The organism is Bradyrhizobium huanghuaihaiense, assembly GCF_025200885.1.
Classification (GTDB): domain Bacteria; phylum Pseudomonadota; class Alphaproteobacteria; order Rhizobiales; family Xanthobacteraceae; genus Bradyrhizobium; species Bradyrhizobium huanghuaihaiense.
On the sequence record NZ_CP104172.1, the window covers coordinates 4,332,895 to 4,351,417 of the forward strand.

Annotated in this window: 14 protein-coding genes; 5 read left to right on the plus strand and 9 right to left on the minus strand. The window is 65.6% G+C overall.

What is annotated here, in order from left to right; genetic code table 11:
* Window positions 1-85 precede the first annotated feature (85 nt).
* From N2603_RS20720 to N2603_RS20740, 5 genes are read left to right on the plus strand one after another with little or no spacing between them, the layout of a single operon-like run.
* On the plus strand, window positions 86-736 hold the full coding sequence (locus tag N2603_RS20720) for a class I SAM-dependent methyltransferase (protein ID WP_260390194.1): 651 nt from the start codon (window positions 86-88) through the stop codon (window positions 734-736).
* A complete protein-coding gene (locus tag N2603_RS20725; protein WP_260390195.1) occupies window positions 733-1,599 on the plus strand; it encodes a glycosyltransferase family 2 protein in 867 nt (288 codons plus the stop codon). The genes N2603_RS20720 and N2603_RS20725 overlap by 4 nt, the downstream gene beginning before the upstream one ends.
* A gap of 22 nt (window positions 1,600-1,621) precedes the next feature.
* The gene (asnB, locus tag N2603_RS20730; RefSeq protein WP_260390196.1) at window positions 1,622-3,526 is read left to right on the plus strand and encodes an asparagine synthase (glutamine-hydrolyzing); all 1,905 of its coding nucleotides are present in this window, start codon (window positions 1,622-1,624) and stop codon (window positions 3,524-3,526) included.
* A 17-nt stretch (window positions 3,527-3,543) separates the two neighbouring features.
* On the plus strand, window positions 3,544-4,392 hold the full coding sequence (locus N2603_RS20735) for a class I SAM-dependent methyltransferase (RefSeq protein ID WP_260390197.1): 849 nt from the start codon (window positions 3,544-3,546) through the stop codon (window positions 4,390-4,392).
* A 2-nt stretch (window positions 4,393-4,394) separates the two neighbouring features.
* A complete protein-coding gene (locus N2603_RS20740) occupies window positions 4,395-6,053 on the plus strand; it encodes a hypothetical protein (RefSeq protein ID WP_260390198.1) in 1,659 nt (552 codons plus the stop codon).
* Between the two features lie 5 nt (window positions 6,054-6,058).
* Here the strand turns inward: N2603_RS20740 and N2603_RS20745 are convergent, their stop codons facing one another.
* From N2603_RS20745 to N2603_RS20785, 9 genes are all read right to left on the minus strand, one after another.
* Window positions 6,059-7,045: a cation diffusion facilitator family transporter gene (locus N2603_RS20745; RefSeq protein ID WP_260390199.1), complete on the minus strand. Its 987-nt coding sequence runs from the start codon at window positions 7,043-7,045 to the stop codon at window positions 6,059-6,061.
* A gap of 2 nt (window positions 7,046-7,047) precedes the next feature.
* Window positions 7,048-10,260, minus strand: a complete 3,213-nt coding sequence (ihpC, locus tag N2603_RS20750) for a divalent metal ion exporter subunit IhpC (RefSeq protein WP_260390200.1) — start codon at window positions 10,258-10,260, stop codon at window positions 7,048-7,050.
* Entirely contained in the window at window positions 10,253-11,230 is a 978-nt protein-coding gene (gene ihpB / locus N2603_RS20755) for a divalent metal ion exporter adaptor subunit IhpB (RefSeq protein ID WP_260390201.1), read from the minus strand. The genes ihpC and ihpB overlap by 8 nt, the downstream gene beginning before the upstream one ends.
* Complete coding sequence (gene ihpA, locus N2603_RS20760) at window positions 11,227-12,501, minus strand: divalent metal ion exporter subunit IhpA (protein WP_260390202.1); 1,275 nt, start codon at window positions 12,499-12,501, stop codon at window positions 11,227-11,229. The genes ihpB and ihpA overlap by 4 nt, the downstream gene beginning before the upstream one ends.
* 55 nt (window positions 12,502-12,556) lie before the next feature.
* Window positions 12,557-12,922, minus strand: a complete 366-nt coding sequence (locus N2603_RS20765; protein WP_018642405.1) for a hypothetical protein — start codon at window positions 12,920-12,922, stop codon at window positions 12,557-12,559.
* A gap of 139 nt (window positions 12,923-13,061) precedes the next feature.
* Complete coding sequence (locus tag N2603_RS20770; RefSeq protein ID WP_260390203.1) at window positions 13,062-16,220, minus strand: efflux RND transporter permease subunit; 3,159 nt, start codon at window positions 16,218-16,220, stop codon at window positions 13,062-13,064.
* Window positions 16,217-17,635, minus strand: coding sequence for an efflux RND transporter periplasmic adaptor subunit (locus N2603_RS20775; protein ID WP_260390204.1), 1,419 nt, complete (start codon window positions 17,633-17,635; stop codon window positions 16,217-16,219). Before N2603_RS20775 ends, N2603_RS20770 begins: the two co-directional genes overlap by 4 nt.
* Window positions 17,632-18,030, minus strand: coding sequence for a FixH family protein (locus tag N2603_RS20780; protein ID WP_260390205.1), 399 nt, complete (start codon window positions 18,028-18,030; stop codon window positions 17,632-17,634). The genes N2603_RS20775 and N2603_RS20780 overlap by 4 nt, the downstream gene beginning before the upstream one ends.
* A gap of 117 nt (window positions 18,031-18,147) precedes the next feature.
* Complete coding sequence (locus N2603_RS20785; protein ID WP_260390206.1) at window positions 18,148-18,522, minus strand: hypothetical protein; 375 nt, start codon at window positions 18,520-18,522, stop codon at window positions 18,148-18,150.
* Window position 18,523: the final 1 nt, after the last annotated feature.

The window sequence follows — 18,523 nt, forward strand, 5'->3', positions numbered from 1 at the left end:
TCGGCTGTCACAACCTGCGCCTGAGGACCGTCTCAAGACGGGGGCGGCGACGTATTCGAGCGGCATCGCCGATGCTCAGAACTATATGAACTGGGTCATCGAGCAATTCCGTCCGTATCTCAAGGGGCGGATCGTTGAGGTCGGGTTTGGGCATGGGCTCTACAGCAGGGTGCTCGGGGAACTCGGCGATTATTGCGGGGTGGACCACGACCGCGACAGCGTCGAGCAGGCCAGTCGGGCCATGCCGGACCGCAGCTTCGCCGTCTGCGACATTTTGGCTGCGGAACAGCTCCGCACGCTGTTCCCCGACGGTGTCGATGCGGTCTTCACCGTCAACGTGCTCGAGCACATCGAGGACGATGCCAAGGCGGTCGCCAATCTGGTCGACGTGCTCAAGCCGGGCGGGCATCTCCTCATCAGCGTTCCGGCCCTCATGCTGCTCTACAACGATCTGGATCGCCTTGCCGGACACTTCCGGCGCTACAGCACCACGCGCCTGCGCGATATCCTGGCGGGGCAGCCTGTCGAGCTGGTCCGGCTCAGCTATTTCAATCCCATCGGTGGGTTGGGATGGCTCGCCAACCGTCTGAAACGCCACGAGTCCTTGAACGACGACGCCGTGAATGGACAGATCGCGCTGTTCGACAAGTATATGGTTCCGTTGTCGCGGGCGCTTGATCCCCTGTCTCGGAGCTTTTTCGGGCAATCCGTCACCTGCATCGCACGGCGCGTATGATTTCAGTCGTCATTCCAGCGCTGAACGAGCGTAATGGCATCGTTGACACGATCGCACGGGCGAAAGCGGTTCTCGACGGAGCTCAACTCACTCCTTACGAAATCATCGTCGTCGACGACGGATCGAACGACGGGACGGGTGCCTTGGCCGAGCAGGCCGGCGCAAAAGTCCTGAGGCACGCCCACAACATCGGCTACGGGCGCTCGCTCAAGGACGGCATTCGCATGGCGTCCTTCGAGACGATCGTCATCAGCGATGCCGATGGCTCCTATCCGATCGAGACCATACCTGCGCTGATCGCACGCCTCAATGAGGGGTTCGACATGGTCGTCGGCGCGCGAACCGGCCCGAATTACAGGGAGTCGATGCTGAAGTCGCCGCTTCGTGCGGTGCTCAAGGTGATCGTCGAGTTCACCGCCAATCGCGAGATCCCCGACATCAATTCCGGCCTTCGTGCCTTCCGGCGCGAGGTTGCCATTTCTTTTTTCGACCACGTCAGCGATCTCTTCAGCTTCACCACGTCGCTGACTCTCGCGTACATGATGAACGCGAAATTCGTCGATTACATTCCCATCGACTATGCGGAGCGGATCGGGCGGTCCAAGGTCAATCTCTTCCGCGATTCCCTTCGCACGCTGCAATACGTCCTCGAAGCCTGCACTTACTACAACCCGCTGAAGATCTTCGTGCTGCTGGCGATGATGTGCATGCTGCTCGCCGTGATTTCGCTGGTCGGCGGGATCATTCTCCAGGTCGTCAGCGGTTTCGTCCTCGGGGTCGGAGCCATCCTCCTCAGTATTCTCGTCGTGGCGATGGGGCTGCTGGCGGTGCTTCTGAAGCAGATCATGAACCAGCGACCATGACCATTGATCACGCCAAAGCGCGATGTGCGGCATAGCCGGAATCTTCCACCGCGACGGCCGCGCGGCTGATCGCGGCACAGTCGCCGCGATGTCTGCGGCGTTGATTCATCGCGGGCCGGATGGTGACGGCTCCTGGCTGGATCAGTCCGTCGGCTTCGCCCATCGTCGGCTCGCCATCCGGGATCTGTCGGACGCCGGGCACCAGCCGATGCTCGATGCGTCGGGCCGGATCGTCGTGACCTACAATGGCGAGATCTACAACGACGGCGAGCTGCGCCACGAGCTCGAGCGCTCCTTCGGCTTCCGGTTCCGCGGGCACTGCGATACGGAAATTCTCCCCTATGCCTATCTCGCCTGGGGAGAGGCGATGTTCGAACGGCTGGAGGGCTTTTTCGCCCTCGGCCTCTGGGACCGTCAGGAGCGTCGCCTGATCCTCGCGCGCGACGGCATCGGCATCAAGCCGCTCTATTACTTCGAGGACCGCAGCGATGTCGTGTTCGCGAGCGAGGCCAAGGGGATCCTGGCGAGCCGGCGCGTGGCCGCGCATATCGATCCCGCTGCTTTGCACACGTTCCTGGCCGCCGGGCACCCCGGGACGCGGCAGAGTCTTTTCCGCGACATCAGGCAAGTGCCGCCGGGTACGGTGATGAGCTTCACCGCCAGCGAACGGACCGAGCGCCGCTTCTGGCGTCCCGTTCGTGCGCCAACGATCGACCGGTTGGATGATGCGGTCGATCGTCTGCGGTCGACGATCCAGACGGTGGTCGAGAGCCAGATGGTGAGCGATGTGCCCCTCGGCGTGCTGCAAAGCGGAGGCGTCGACAGCTCGCTCGTCACGCTCACGCTGAAGCAGCTCGGATTGAAGCCGCCGTTGTTCACGGCAGGCTTTACCGAGAAGAGCCATGATGAATCCGCCGCAGCAAAGGACATCGCCGCCGCCGCCGGCCTGTCGGTCAGCGTGATCGACGGGGAAGGGGGGGAGGATGCCGAGACAGCCCTCCGCGCGATCGTCCATCATTTCGACGGGCAGTGCGCGGATACGGGTGCTCTCGGCTTCTATCGTCTCGCCGGTGCAGTCCGCCAGCACTGCAGCGTCGTTCTGTCTGGCGATGGCGGCGACGAGTTTTTCGCCGGGTATGAGACCTATGCCGCAACCGCGATGGCGGAGCCCTTGCGCCGCGTCGTGCCGCGCGGCGTTGCGGGCATGACCGGCCGGCTTGCCTATGCGGCCGTCCGCGGCAATGAGAGACGTCTTCCGGCGGCGGCGCAACTGGCCCGTTTTGCACTGGGTCTCAGCGAGGAGGGCGACAGCCCGCATTTGCAATGGCGGCGGCTGGTCCCTGGATTTGTTGCCGCGAAGATCTACGCGTCCGAGATGGCCGATGTCGCGGCGGCGGATCCGTTCGCGGAATATGCGGAATATTATGCGGAGCCGCACGACAAGGTGCTGGATCGGGCGCTGATCGCCGACCAGCGTTTTCACCTGCAAAGCGTGCTCACGAAGGTTGATGCGATGAGCATGGCGCATTCGCTCGAGGTGCGCGTTCCGATCCTTGACCGGCGGGTCATGGACCTCGCGGGCACGATCGATGTCGCCCTTCTCAACCCGTGGCCGAAAGGAGCTCCGAAATACGTGCTCCGCACGCTGGCCGAGCGCCTGGGAATGCCGAGGGAGGCCGCGTGGTCGCGCAAGCGCGGGTTCAACGTGCCCATCGCGCAGTTGATGAGGCGGGGTGGTCTGCAAGGGATCTGCGATCGCGTCCTCAACAAGGAGCCGGACGTTTTCGCGCCTTATCTCAAGCCGGATGCGATCCGGACGCTGTGGAGCGACCATCTGGAGCGGCGCAGCGACAACGCCTTCGCATTATGGCCCATTCTGACGTTGGGGATATGGCTGATGGGGCTCGCGGCCCCCCGGCCGCGTTGAGCGAGCTGGACGCGCGCATGCCGGATCTGAAGGGACAGACGATCAGCGATTTCGGAGAGCAGTGGACGGCTTTCCGCGACAACCCCGGCTATTACGGGTCGGCGGATCTGCTCGCCGATCTGTTCGGTCCGCTGCTGACGCTCGACGATGTGAAGGGCGCGAGGGTCGCCGACATCGGAAGCGGCACCGGACGTATCGTCAACATGCTGCTCGATGCGGGCGCCGATCGCGTCGTTGCGGTCGAACCATCGGCTGCATTCGATGTCCTGAAGGCGAACACCACCGCCAACGCGGACCGCATCGAGTATCTCCAGGTGCCCGGCGATCAACTGCCGCCCGATCTTGGGCTCGACTACGTCGTCTCGATGGGCGTGTTGCACCATATCCCCGTGCCGGAGCCCGTCGTCCGCGCAGCGTTCGCGGCGCTGCGGCCGGGCGGACGCTGCATCGTGTGGCTCTACGGCGTTGAAGGGAACGAGACCTATTTGTCGATCGCAATCCCGCTGCGCAAGCTGACGGTGCGGATGCCGCACCGGATGCTCGTGGCGCTGTCGCATCTGCTGGAGCTAGCCCTGACGGCCTATATCGGGCTCTGCCGGATTCTTCCGCTTCCGATGCGCAGCTACATGCGTTCCGTCCTGGCGAAATTTCCGCGCTCGGTTCGCCGCCTGACCATCTACGATCAGCTCAATCCCGCCTACGCGAAATACTATACGCGCGCCGAGGCCGAGGCGTTGTTGTCGGATGCGGGATTTGCGGATGTTCAACTCTATCACCGGCATGGCTATAGCTGGACGGTGTCCGGCACGCGCCCGGCGGCGTCGCCCGGTCAATCCGCGACTGAGAATATCAAGGGTGGGCATTGAAGATGAACGGAGCACGCGCCGGGCACGCCGGAGTTTTGCCCGCATGGCCAGGCTGGGCGAGTTCTGTCGTGTGGTTCTGGATCTGGGTCGGCGCGATCGGCGCCGTCTTGATGGTTCACCTCGCTTTCCTGGTGACCTGGCCTGATCATTTCATCCACGAGGACGGCGGCGCCTACGTCATTCAGGCGGAATCGATCCTGAAGGGGCAATATATCGAGGATGCGATCAAGCGGCCGTACGGCGTGGCCGTCTTCCTCGTGTTGCTTTCGAAGCTGTTCGGCCCGCATATCCTGGTCTTCGTCGTCGCCCAGCACTTGGCCAGCGTCGGCACGGCACTCCTCATCGCCGCGACCGTGCGCATGGCCGGCGCGCCCCGCTTCTTCGCGCTTTTGGCCTTTCTCTTCGCGGCGCTGCATGGCCGCATCATCCACTATGACAACACGGTTGGCGCCGAGACGATTACCAACTTCCTGGTCGCGCTTGCGGCCTTCATTGCCGCTGGAGCCGTCTTCAGGAAATGGCCTGTAGTCCTCGCTTCGGCGGCAGTGGGGCTGACGCTCGGGGCGGTGATGGTTTGCCGGTCGGCGGCGATCGGTCAGGCCGCCGTCATTCTGCTGTGGCTGCTCTTGATGCTGGATGCGGGAGTCTTGCGTCGGCTGGGTGCCGTTGCGCTGGCCACCGTCCTTGCTTCCGCGGTCTATTCCACCCCAGCGGCGATCAACGCAGTGATTGGAAAGACCGCCGTAGGCAGCGAGAGCGCTGCTGTGATGGCCTTCGTGGTCGGCTATTCCGGCGATTTCGATCACGGCGTTCATCTCGACCGGAAGGCGCAGGCGCGGCCGTTCGTCGAACAGATGCGGGCTGCGGACACTCCGAGCGGATGGGCCGACGGCGGTGAATATCAATGGCCCTTCGGGGCGGTGGGGCGGTTGAAGATGCCCGGTGACACCGACGCGGACCTCGGGAGGGTCGTGCGCGATATCTTCATCGAAACACTGACGACGCCATCAACGCTCTATCGACACCTCACGAAGCACTTCCTGCGGGAAATGTATTTCCTGCTGTTCGACGGCAACGCGGTGGCGCGACAGACCCCCAATCCGCAGGCCTACGAGTTTTTCGTCAAGCGGGATGCTTCTCCGTTCTTCGATAGTCCGACCGGGCTCAAGCCCGGACAGCTGGTTCAGGACTACTATAAACCCTGGTGGCCGCTCTCGCGGCTTCTGCCGGGCGCCGATGGGGTTCAGCTCGGCCTGAGCCAGCTTATGGGGCGCGGCTACGCGCCGAATTCGGGGTTGGTCAAGTTCTGCTGCGGGTTGAAGGTCTCGACGGAATACGACGACCGTCCCGGACCGATCGTGTGGCTGTCAGGGGCGACACTCCTTCTCGCTCTTATCCTTCTAGTCGGCGTTCCCGCGGGCTATGCGGGGGGCGTCCGGCAGCTTCCCCGCGGCCTTGTTGCGGTCGGCGCATTGATGGTCCTGCTTGCGCTGGTCAGCGCCGCATTCCCCACCTTCCTCATCTACGGGCTCAATCGCTACGCGTATTACACCATTCCTTTCCTCGGCGGCGCGAGCGCCGTCCTGCTCTGGTTGTCTTTCGATCGGATTGTCGCCTATCGCAGCCGCTCGAAGCCGAGCACTCGCGTGACGGCGACGTAAGCGCCTCACACCACATCGTCCGGCGCCAGCGCGCAGCCATTGTCGGGATGCGTCTCCACCTGAAGCGTGGTGTGCCCGATGCGGAAGGACGCCTTCAGCATCCGCGCGGTCTCCATCAGGAACGCGTCGCCGGCGCCACCTGGCATGACGAGGTGACACGTCAACGCCGTCTCGGTGGTCGAGATCGGCCAGACGTGGAGGTCGTGGATGGCAGAGACGCCGGGCCGCTCCAGCAGGAAGAGCTTGATCGCGGCAAGGTCCGTGCCCTTGGGGGCGGCCGCCATCGACATGTCGATCGAGCCGCGCAAGAGGTTGGTCGTGCTCCAGAGGATGGTGGCGCAGATGACGAGGCTGGTGACGGGATCGAGCCAGAGCCAGCCGGTCCAGATGATCAGCGCCGCCGAGACGACGACGCCGAGCGAGACGGCGGCATCCGCCGCCATGTGCAGGTACGCGCCTTCGATGTTGATGTCGTCCTTGCGGCCGCGTGCGAACAGCAAGGCGGTGAAACCGTTGATGAGGATGCCGATGCCGGCGACCACCATCACGGTGACGCCAGCAATCGGCTCCGGCTGGCGCAGGCGCAGAATTGCCTCCCAGCCGATCGCGCCGGTCGCAACCAGCAGCAACACCGCATTGGCCAGCGCTGCCAGGATGGTGGAGGCGCGCAGGCCGTAGGTGAAGCGGCCGCTCGGCGCGCGCTTTGCCGCAACCGATGCGCCCCAGGCCACGACCAGGCCCAGCACGTCGGACAGGTTGTGGCCGGCATCCGCGAGCAGGGCGGTGGAGTTGCCGATATAGCCATAGACGGCCTCGGCCACGACCAGCGCGGTGTTGAGGGTAATGCCGATCGCGAACGCCCTACCGAAGCTGGCGGGCGCATGGACATGTGCGTGGCCAGGACCATGATCGTGGTCGTGACCATGGCCGTGATCATGCGAATGGCCGGCATGGTCGTGATGGTGATGGCCGTGATGGTCGTGGTTGCCCAAACCTAGCGCTCCCCGGAAGCCGCCAAATCAGGCGCCATTCTAGGCGTTTCGTGCGCCCCGTCACGCCGGAACAGCAGGTAGAGCGCCGGCAGCACCAGCAGCGTCAGCACGGTCGAGGAGATGATGCCGCCGATCACGACGGTCGCGAGCGGCCGCTGCACCTCGGCGCCGGCGCCGGTGGCGAGCGCCATCGGCACGAAACCGAGCGAGGCGACGAGGGCCGTCATCAGCACCGGGCGAAGGCGCGTCAGCGCGCCCTCGCGCACTGCCTCCGCAATGGGCCGCCCCTCGCTGCGCAGCCGCTCGATGAAGGCGATGATGACGAGGCCGTTGAGCACGGCGACGCCTGACAGCGCAATGAAGCCGACGCCGGCGCTGATCGACAGCGGAATCCCGCGCAGCAGCAGCGCCGCGACGCCGCCGGTCAGCGCCAGCGGTACGCCGGAGAACACCAGCGCCGCGTCGGCCGCCGATCCCATGCCCATGAACAGCAGCAAAAACACCAGCAGCAGCGCCACCGGCACCACGATGGTCAGCCGCTTGGTTGCGGAGACCAGCTGCTCGAACTGTCCGCCCCAGCCGATCCAGTAGCCCGGCGGCAGCTTGACCTTCTCGGCAACGGCGGCCTGCGTCTCGGCGACGAAGGAGCGCAGGTCGCGCCCGCGAACGTTCGCCATCACCACGACGCGGCGCTTGCCGTTTTCGCGGCTGATCTGGTTGGGGCCCGGCGCGATCTCGATCGCCGCAACGGACGAGAGCGGTACGTAGCGCGGCGTCGTCCCCGAGGTCCCCGGCCAGGCGGTTTTCGTGACGGAAGCGATGTCCTCGCCCGGCGGCAGCGGGATCGGCAGCGACTTGATCGTATCGGGATTGGCACGCAGGCTTTCCGGCAGCCGCACCACGATGTCGAAGCGCCTGTCGCCCTCGAACAGCTTGCCGACCGGCTTGCCGCCGATCGCGATCTCGACGAGGTTCTGCACCTCGCTGAGGCTGAGGCCATAGCGCGACAGCGCCTGGCGGTCGAGCTTGACGGTGAGGATCGGCAGGCCCGCGATCTGCTCGGTCTTGACGTCGGCGGCACCCTCGATGCCGCGAACGACGCCGTTGACCTGCTGGGCGATGCCGGCGAGCACGTCGAGATCATCGCCGAAGATCTTGACGCCGACGTCGCTGCGAATGCCGGCGATGAGCTCGTTGAAGCGCATCTGGATCGGCTGGGTCATGCCATAGGCTGTGCCGGGCAGGGTGTTGGCGGCGCGTTCGACCTCCTCGATCACCTCGTTCTTCGGCTTGGCGGGATCGGGCCATTCCTCGCGCGGCTTCAGCGTGACATAGGTGTCGGCGACGTTCGGCGGCATCGGATCGTTGGCGATCTCGGCCGTGCCGATCCTGGAGAAGATGGTCGCGACTTCCGGCACCTGCTTCACGGCCTTCTCCAGCCGCAGCTGCATGTCGACGCTCTGGGTCAGGCTGGTGCCGGGAATCCGGATGGTCTCGATGGTGATGTCGCCTTCATCTAAGCTCGGGATGAACTCGCCGCCCATGCGTGTCGCGGCGAAGATGCTGCCGGCGACGATCAGCACGGCACCGAACGCGACGCTGCCGCGATAATGGATGGCGCGGTCGAGCAGGGGCAGATAGAGCCGCTTGGCGGCCCGCATGAAGACGTTCTCCGTCTCCGAGACCTTGCCGGTGACGGCAATCGCGACCGCGGCTGGCACGAAAGTGACCGACAGCAGCGCCGCGCCGGCGAGCGCCATCAGCACGGTCAGCGCCATCGGCGTGAACATCTTGCCCTCGGTCCCGGTCAGGGTGAGGACCGGAAGATAGACCACGGCGATGATCAGCGTGCCGAACAGGCTCGGCTTGATCACCTCGCTGGCACCAGTGCGGATGGTCTGGAGGCGTTCGTCCAGCGTCAGCAGCCGGCCGCGCCGGTGCTGCTCGACTGCGAGTAGCCGCAGGCAATTCTCGACGATGATGACGGCGCCGTCGACGATGATGCCGAAGTCGATGGCGCCGAGACTCATCAGATTGGCGCTGACCTTGCTCTCGACCATGCCCGTGATCGTGAACAGCATGGAGAGCGGGATAACGCAGGCCGTGATCAGCGCAGCGCGGAAGTTGCCGAGGATCAGGAACAGCACCGCGATCACCAGCGCCGCGCCCTCGACGAGGTTCTTCTCGACGGTCTGGATGGTCGCTTCCACCAGATGCGTACGGTCGTAGACGGCGCGCGCGATCACGCCGTCGGGGAGCGATTTCGCGACCTCCGTGAGTCTCGCCTTCACGCGCTGGGCCACGGTACGGCTGTTCTCGCCGATCAGCAGCATGGCGGTGCCGAGGACGGTCTCACCGCCGTTCGTGGTCGCAGCGCCACTGCGCAGGTCCTGGCCTTCCTGGACCTCGGCGACGTCGCGGATGCGCACCGGCACGCCGCCGCGCGAGCCGATCACGATGGCCCTGATGTCCTCGATATTGGCGACCTGGCCGGGCGCGCGTACCAGATATTGCTCGCCGTTACGCTCGATATAGCCGGCGCCGACATTGGCATTGTTGGCGGCCAGCGCCGTCATGATGTCACGGAAGCCGAGCTTGTAGGCCATCAGCCGGCCGGGGATCGGCAGCACGTGGAATTGCCGCTCATAGCCGCCGATCGAGTTGACCTCGATCACGCCGGGAATGGTGCGCAGCTGCGGCTTGATGATCCAGTCCTGGATGGTGCGCAGCTCCGTCGGCGTGAATTCGGCCCCGGTGGGCGACTTCGCACCTAGCTTGGCCTCGACCGAGTAGACATAGATCTCGCCGAGCCCGGTCGAGATCGGCCCCATAGCGACCTCGGTGCCGGCAGGCAACTGGTCCTTGGCCTGCTGGATGCGCTCGTTGACGAGCTGGCGCGCGAAATAGATGTCGGTGCCGTCCTGGAATACGACGGTGACCTGGCTCAGGCCGTAGCGCGAGATCGAGCGCGTATAATCGAGCCTGGGCAGGCCGCCCATCGCAGTCTCGAGCGGAAAGGTGATGCGCTGCTCGGCCTCGAGCGGCGACAGGCCCGGCGCGCGCGTGTTGATCTGGACCTGGACGTTGGTGACGTCGGGGACGGCGTCGATCGGCAGGCGCGTGAAATTCCAGGCGCCGAGGGCACCGGCCGCGAGGGCGAGCAGGACCACGAGCCAGCGCTGGCGGACCGAGAAGGCGAGCAGGGCGTCAATCATGATCGGTGTCTCCCTTGCCCATCTCCGCCTTGACCACAAAGCTGTTCTCGGCGACGTAGCGCTCGCCGGCCGACAGGCCCGCGCGGATCTCCACGAATTTCGGATCGGAATCGCCAAGCTCCACCGGGCGCGCCTCGATCTTGTCGCCATCCTCGCGGACGAACACGATGGTCTTGTTTTCCAGCGTCTCGATCGCGCTTCGCCGCACGGCGACCGCGACGTTGCGGGCGGCAAGGATCAACCGCGCCGTGACGAACAGGCCGGGGCGAAGGCGGCCCTCGGGGTTGGGCAGCACCACGCGCGCGAGCGCGGTCTGGGTCTCGCTCGAGCCGATCGGCGCCATGTAGGAGATCGTGCCCTTGATCTCGCCACGGCCGTCGTCCGGATCGATCAGCACCTCGTCGTTGATGTGGACGCGCTTCAGGTCCTGCCGGTAGATCGACAGATCGACCCAGATGCTGGAGAGGTCGGCAACAACGAAGGCCGGCTTCTGCTCGGAGGCGTATTCGCCGAGCGAGATCTGCCGTTCGATGATGGTGCCGGCGATCGGCGCCTTCAGCTCGTAGACGGTGAGGCTCTGGTTGCTCTCGATCGCGGCGAGGAGATCGTCCTTGCCGACCTTATCGCCGATCCGCTTCTGGATCGATTTTGCAATGCCGGGAAAGCGCGGCGTGACCTGAACCACCGCCTCCTGGTTGGCGCGCAGGATGCCGTTGAACGACAGCGTGTCGGTCAGCGTCGCGCCCGCGGCTTCCGCCAAGGTCACGCCGGCGGCCGCCAGCTTGACGTCGGAGATGCGGATGCGGTCGGCGCCGTGCTCGTCCTGCTCGACATGGTCGTTCGGTTTCTTCGGTTCGGAATGCTCGGCATGTTCCGTCGAGGCAACATTGGCCGGCACGAGCATGGAATAGCCGTAGGCGCCGAGGGCGGCCGCAATGACGGCGACGAGGATGGTGGAGGATGTCTTCATCGCGCGCTCTCCCGGGCAAGCGCAAAGGGATTGCCGACGAGACCTTCAATGGTCGCAACGCCAGCGTGGAAATTCTGCTGCGCTTCCTGCTCGCGCAGTCGCGCCTGCGTGACGCTCGCCTGCGCATCGAGCACTTCGAGCAGGGTGAAGCGGCCCTGGCCGTAGCCTTGCGAGATCGCCCCGGACGCTTCGACGGCCTTGGGAATCGCGGTCTCGCGCAGCACCGCGAGCTCGCGCAGCGAGCCCTGCACCGAGTCATAGGCGCGGCCGGCAATCACGATCAGCGTGTTGCGGTTGGCCTCGCGCTCGGCTTTGGTCTTGGCGAGGCTCTCCTGCGCCGAGATGATGTTGCCCTGGTTCTGGTCGAACACGGGGATCGGCACCGAAACGGTGAGGCGCACCGCGTCGTCATTGCTCTCGTTGAAATGACGCCAGCCGGCCGCGATCCGCACGTCCGGATAGGGTTTGAGCCGCGCGATCAGCAGCTCGGCGTTGCGCTGGGCATAGACCGCGGTCCAGCGCACCAGCTGCGGATTGGCGTCGATGGCGGCAACCACCGACTGGAACGTCGGCGGACGTCCCGTGGTGTCGAGCCGGCCGGAGACCTCGCCGAATTTCGCTGAGGGATCGCCCATCAGCACCGCAAGCTCGCGCCGGGCGCTCGCCAGCGTAGCCTTGAGGCGCTCGCGGTCGGCCTTCACCAGCGCGGAGGCGACCTCGGCGCGGCCGGTCTCGGCCGGCGAGGAGGCGCCGGCCTCGACGCGGCGGCGCAGCAGCGGCGTCAGCCGGTCGATCGCGTCGATCTGCTCGTCGAGGATCTGGATCCGCCGCTGCGCGCCGAGCACGCTGAGGAAGGCGATCGCAGTCTCCGACAGGACCTCCAGCCTGACCGCCTTGCGCTGGGTCGCGGCGACCTCGATGCCAGCCTGTCCGGCGGCGATCCTGGCGTCGCGCTTGCCGAACAGCTCGAAGGCCTGGCTGATCTGGAGCGTGGTCTCGGCCGATCTGGTGCCGCGATAGATGCCGGAGCCGAACGAGTTGTCCTGCTCGTAGGACAGTTCCGGATTGAGCAGCGCGCCGGCCTGGATGCGCTGGCCGGTGGCGATGCCGACATCACGCTCCGCCGCCGTCAGGCGCGGGCTCGCGGCCAGCGCGCGCGAGAGCGCCGCGCGCATGGTCAGCGTTTGGGCGTATGACGTCAGCGCCAGGGGCGGGCTGATGAGAATAGCCAGCGCGCACGCGATGCGCGCGGCCGTTCGTCTGCGAAACATGAAAAAGACCCGTGAAGGAGAACCGATGGGCGCGCGTAGCGCCCGGCTGATCCGTTCAGGTCAGGTGTTTTGGAGGCGGGGAATCGGTATCGGGCGCGATGCCGGCGAGCGCCGGCTGCCGCTGTTGGACCGGCGGGGCCATCACATCGATTGTGGCGTCCGACTGCATCGGCTGTAGGACAGCGACGGAGAAGCAGCCGTGGCAGTGATGGCCGGCAAACGCCTTGTGGTCGCCATGGCCGGCCGCGCCCTCGTCGAGGATCGAGGCGATCTCCGAGCCGCCGGAGGGGCTGGTCACATCGATGTCGTGGGCGCCATGGAGCGCGCCCGAGAGCAGATACAGGACCGCGACGACCACAGCCACGAGCCCGCGCCAGTTGCGCGTGGAGCTCAGTCTGAAGGGCCGGCGGTTCGGGAGCACGAATTCACTCTGCTGTCGGTCCGGCTGGCCTAGCATGGCAGCGGGAACAGTGTCGACCCGCAATAGTGTTACGTGTGGGGAACTCAACGTCGCAGCCGAGTCTTCGTGCGACTGCGACCGGCTCGCAACATGTGCGAGCTCATTCGGCGGCCTCCTGAATTTGCTTCGGCGCGACAACCGCGTCGCCCGAACGCAGCCCGAAACCCTTCACCAGGGCGAAGATGGCGGGGATCACGATCAGCGTCAGCAGCGTCGACGAGATCATGCCGCCGATCATGGGCACGGCGATACGCTGCATGATCTCCGATCCCGTTCCGCTGCTCCACATGATCGGCAGCAGGCCGGCCATGATCGCAACCACCGTCATCATCTTCGGGCGGACGCGTTCGACGGCGCCTTCCATGATGGCCTCATTGAGATCGGCGCGGGTCAGGGCGCGGCCTGCATGCGCGCAGCGCGCCTTGGTCTCGGCGAGGGCCTGGTTGAGATAGATCAGCATCACCACGCCGGTTTCGGCCGCCACGCCCGCGAGCGCGATGAAGCCGACGGCGACCGCGACCGACAGGTTGAAGCCGAGCCACCACATCAGCCACAGTCCGCCGACGAGCGCGAAGGGCAGCGACAGCATCACGATCATGGTCTCGGTGATCGAGCGGAAGTTGAGATAGAGCAGCAGGAAGATGATCAGCAGCGTCACCGGCACCACGATCTTCAGCCGCGCGGTGGCGCGTTCCAGATATTCGTATTGTCCGCTCCAGACCACGTAGTAGCCGGGCGGGAACGGGACGCTCGCCTGCACCGCCGCCCGCGCATCGGCGACATAGCCGCCGAGGTCGCGGTCGCGGATGTCGACATAGATGTAGGTGGCAAGCTGTCCGTTCTCGGTCCGGATCGAGGTCGGCCCGCGCGCCGGCGTGACGCTGGCGACCTCGCCGAGCGGGACGGCGCCGCCGGCGGGCATCGGCACCAGGATGTCGCTGGCGATCGCCTTCGGATTGTCGCGCAGGTCGCGCGGGTAGCGCATGTTGACGGTGAAGCGCTGCCGGCCCTCGACCGTCGTCGTCACGGTCTGACCGCCGAGCGCGGTGGCGATCGTGTCCTGCACGTCCTGCACCGCGATGCCGTAGCGCGACAGCGCCTCGCGGTCCGGCGTGATTTCGAGATAGTAGCCGCCGAGGCTCCGCTCGGCATAGGCCGAGGACGTGCCCGGCACGGCCTTGAGCACCTGCTCGATCTGCCGGGCCAGCCTGTCGATTCCGACGAGATCGGTGCCGATGACCTTGATGCCCACGGGCGTGCGGATGCCGGTCGAGAGCATGTCGATGCGCGCCTTGATCGGCATGGTCCAGGCGTTGGAGACGCCGGGAAACTGCAGCGCCTTGTCCATCTCGGCGATCAGGCTGTCGATGGTCACCCCAGCGCGCCATTGCTCCTTCGGCTTGAGGTCGACGATGGTCTCGAACATCTCCGACGGCGCCGGATCGGTCGCGGTGGCGGCGCGGCCGGCCTTGCCGTAGACCGAGGCGACTTCCGGAAACGAGCGGATGATCCGGTCCTGGGTCTGCATCAGCTCGGCGGCCTTGGTCACGGAGATGCCGGGCAGCGTCGTCGGCATGTAGAGCAGGGTGCCTTCGTTGAGGTTCGGCATGAACTCGGAGCCGAGCCGGCCGGCCGGCCAGACCGAGGCGGCGAGCACGCCGAGCGCGAGCAGGATCACCGGGATCCGCGCCCGCAGCACGCCTGAGATCACCGGGCGGTAGATCCAGATCAGGAAGCGGTTGAGCGGGTTCCGGTGCTCCGGGATGATCCTGCCGCGAACGAAGATCACCATCAGTGCCGGCACCAGCGTCACCGACAGCAGGGCCGCCGCCGCCATCGCAAAGGTCTTGGTGAAGGCGAGCGGGCTGAACAGCCGGCCCTCCTGCGATTCCAGCGTGAAGATCGGCATGAACGAGACGGTGATGATCAGGAGGCTGAAGAACAGCGCGGGGCCGACTTCGGCCGCGGCCTCGATCAGGATCGTGATCCTGGATTGGCCGGGTTCGGCGCGCTCGAGATGCTTGTGCGCGTTCTCGATCATGACGATGGCGGCGTCGATCATGGCGCCGATCGCGATCGCGATGCCGCCGAGGCTCATGATGTTGGAGCCGATCCCGAGCAGCTTCATCGCCCCGAAGGCCATGAGAACGCCGACGGGCAGCATCAGGATGGCGACCAGCGCGCTGCGGACATGCAGCAGGAACACGATGCAGACCAGCGCCACCACGATGCTCTCCTCGAGCAGCGTGTGCCGGAGCGTGTCGATCGCGGCCTTGATGAGGTTGGAGCGGTCGTAGACCGGGACGATCTCGACTGATTTCGGCAGGCTGGTCGCGATCTCCTTGAACCGCTTCTTGACGCTCTCGATCACGTCGAGCGCGTTCATGCCGAAGCGCTGCAGCACGATGCCGCTCGCCACTTCACCTTCGCCGTTGAGCTCGGCGATGCCGCGCCGCTCGTCCGGCCCGAGTTCGACGCGGGCGACGTCGCGCAGCTTGACCGGCGTTCCGTTGCTCGTCTTCAGCACGATGTTGCCGAGGTCGTTGATGGACTTGATGTAGCCCTTTCCACGGATCACGTACTCGAACTCGGAGAGCTCGACTGTCCGCCCGCCCACGTCGGCGTTGCTGGCGCGGATCGCGTCCCGCATCTTCTGCATGGTGATGCCGAGGTCGCGCATCCGCTGCGGATCGAGGATCACGTTGTACTGCTTGACGAAGCCGCCGACGCTCGCCACCTCGGCGACGCCTTCGGCCTTGGCCAACGCGAACTTCAGATTCCAATCCTGGATCGTACGCGTGTCGGCGAGATTCAATTCCTTCGACATGACGGCGTACTGGTAGACCCAGCCGACACCTGTCGCGTCCGGACCGATGGTCGGCGTTACCCCGGCGGGAATGCGCGAGGTCGCGGCGTTGAGGAATTCGAGCACGCGCGAGCGCGCCCAGTAGATGTCCGTGCCGTCCTCGAAGATGACGTAGACGAAGGAGACGCCGAAGAACGAAAAACCGCGCACGACCTTCGACTTCGGCACCGTCAGCATCGCCGTGGTGAGCGGGTAGGTCACCTGGTCCTCGATGACCTGCGGTGCCTGGCCGGGATACTCCGTGTAGACGATGACCTGGGTGTCGGAGAGGTCCGGAATGGCGTCGAGCGGCAGATGCACAAGCGCGTAGATGCCGGCTGCCGCGGCGAAACCGGCGCCGAACAGCACCAGCAGCAGATTGCGGGCCGACCAGGCGATCAGGCGGGCGATCATTGCTGGGCTCCTTCGGCAAAGCCCTTGAGCGCCGCCTTCAGGTTGCTCTCCGCGTCGATCAGGAAGTTGGCGGACACGACGACGGGCTCGCCATCGGCGACACCCTCCCTGACCTCCACGTATCCCGAGCCGCGATGGCCGGTCTTGACCTCCCGCGGCTCGAACCGGCCCTGTCCTTTGTCGACGAAGACGGCCTGCCGACTGCCGGTATCCATCACCGCGCTCTCTGGGACGGTCAGGACCGGCTCGCCCGTCCCGGTGTCGATCTCGGCGTCGACGTACATGTCGTGCAGCAGCGCGAGGTCTGGGTTCGGCAATTCGACGCGGATGCGCGCGGTTCGGGTTTCCTTGTTGATCTCGGGATAGATCACTTCGACCTTCCCCGAGAATTCGCGGCCCGGAAAACTCCGGGCCCGCACGGTAGCCCACTGACCTTTGGAGATCATGCCCAGATCGCGTTCCGCTACGTCGATCAACGCCCACATCACCGAGTGATCCGCGATCCGGAACAGCACGCCGCCCGGCTGCACGCGCATTCCCTCGATCGCGCTACGCTCCAGGACGATGCCATCGCGTGGCGCAGTCCACTCGAAGGAGGTCGGCACGTTCCGGCTTTTCTCGATCGCCGCTATGGCGGCTTCCGGTACGTCGAGGTTGACCAGTCGCTGACGGGAGCCGCGGCCGTAGGCCTGGTCACTGCCCGTCGTCTTGGACGTGATGGTGGCGAGATATTCGGCGGCCGCCGTCGCGACGGCGGGGCTGTAGACCTCCATCAAAGGCTGCCCCTTCACGACGTGGGAGCCGGTCGTCACGTTGGCGACTTTCAGGATGAAGCTTTCGGACCGCATCGAGATGACGGAGACTCGCCGCTCGTCGAGTTGAATGATGCCGGGGGCACGGACCATCGTGTGGATCGTGCGGAGTGCAGCGGGCTCTGACCTGACGCCCGTACGCTGGATCCTGCCCGGGGATAGCCGGACGGAACCGTCGTCGCTATCGTCGCCGTCGTAGATGGGGATGTAGTCCATCCCCATCGAATCCTTCTTCGGCACCGGCGAGGTGTCGGGCAGGCCCATCGGATTGCGGTAGTATTTGATCTTGCGATCGCCCTTATGCTCAGTCTTGGGCTCGGCCGCCGTCATCTCCGCGGGCTGCTCGGGCTCGTCGAAGCTGATGTCCGCGCCCGCGGGGATCGCACGATAGTCGCGGCCGTCCTTGGTCTTCTTCGGGGTCAGCGAATAGAGCGGCTTGCCATCCGGGTCCTGGTAATAGATCGGGGCAGCCGTATCCGCAGCGTTTGCCGCGGATTCGATGGAGCTGTCACTCGGCTGCTGTCGCAGCAGCCCCGCGAACGGCATGATACCTGCCGTGGCGAGGATCGCAGCGGCAGCGCCGATGAGGAGGCGGCGGGTCATTTCTCGGCCGTGACGACGAGCTTGTTGTCGACCGTTCCGGTTTCGCCCTGAACTTTGGCGCCGAGCGAGAGCTGCCAGCGCCCCGCCATGCCGAAGGTCGCCTTGAACCGATAGGTGCCGGGTTCGGTGCCCGGCATCGCGGTGACCTTGGTGGCCATCTCCTGCATGCCGTCCGGGGCCATGTCGAGCCGGCTGGCAAAGATCACTGCGTCGGGCACCGCCTTGCCGGTGGTCTTGTCGACCAGTCGCACCGTCACCACGCGATCGGCGCCGGCCTTGACGGTCGGCTGCACGAGCTGGAATTCGTAGTTCTTGATCTCGGCGCGCGCGGCAGTCGCGAGAGTAGAGGCGATCAGCGCGGCCACGGAGGCACGCGCGAGGTTGGACGTTGTCATGATTTCAAATTCCTCGATGGGTCTGATGGAGCCGCACGCAGCGACGTGTTGCGGGACGGCAGGCAGCGATGCGCGCCGCTTCCGGTGCGCATGTTCACCAGGCGCGCTGGGCGCCTGTCAGACGATCGATCGAGGTGGGTGGTCCGGAGGTGGGCGGACGAGGCCGTCGGCGATGGCATCATCGAGCGGCCGAAGCAGAGCGAGGGGACGCGCATAGCGGATTGCGGTCACGACCGCAGGTCCCGCCTGCAACACCTTCAGCACGCACATCGCGAGGAGCGGACAGTCATGGCAGCCGCTCTGCTTCTGCTCCTCTTCCGGACAGCAGGCCATATCGGCCGGCATGTCGGCCATCTGCATCATGCTCATATCGGGGGAGGCGGGGCCCGATGCCATGCCCGATGCGGCGGCCGGCGCGACCAAGGGCGCCACCGCTAATCCGATCGAGATCAGCGATGCAAACAGGAGGCGCAGGAGGCGGGCCGTTGTCATC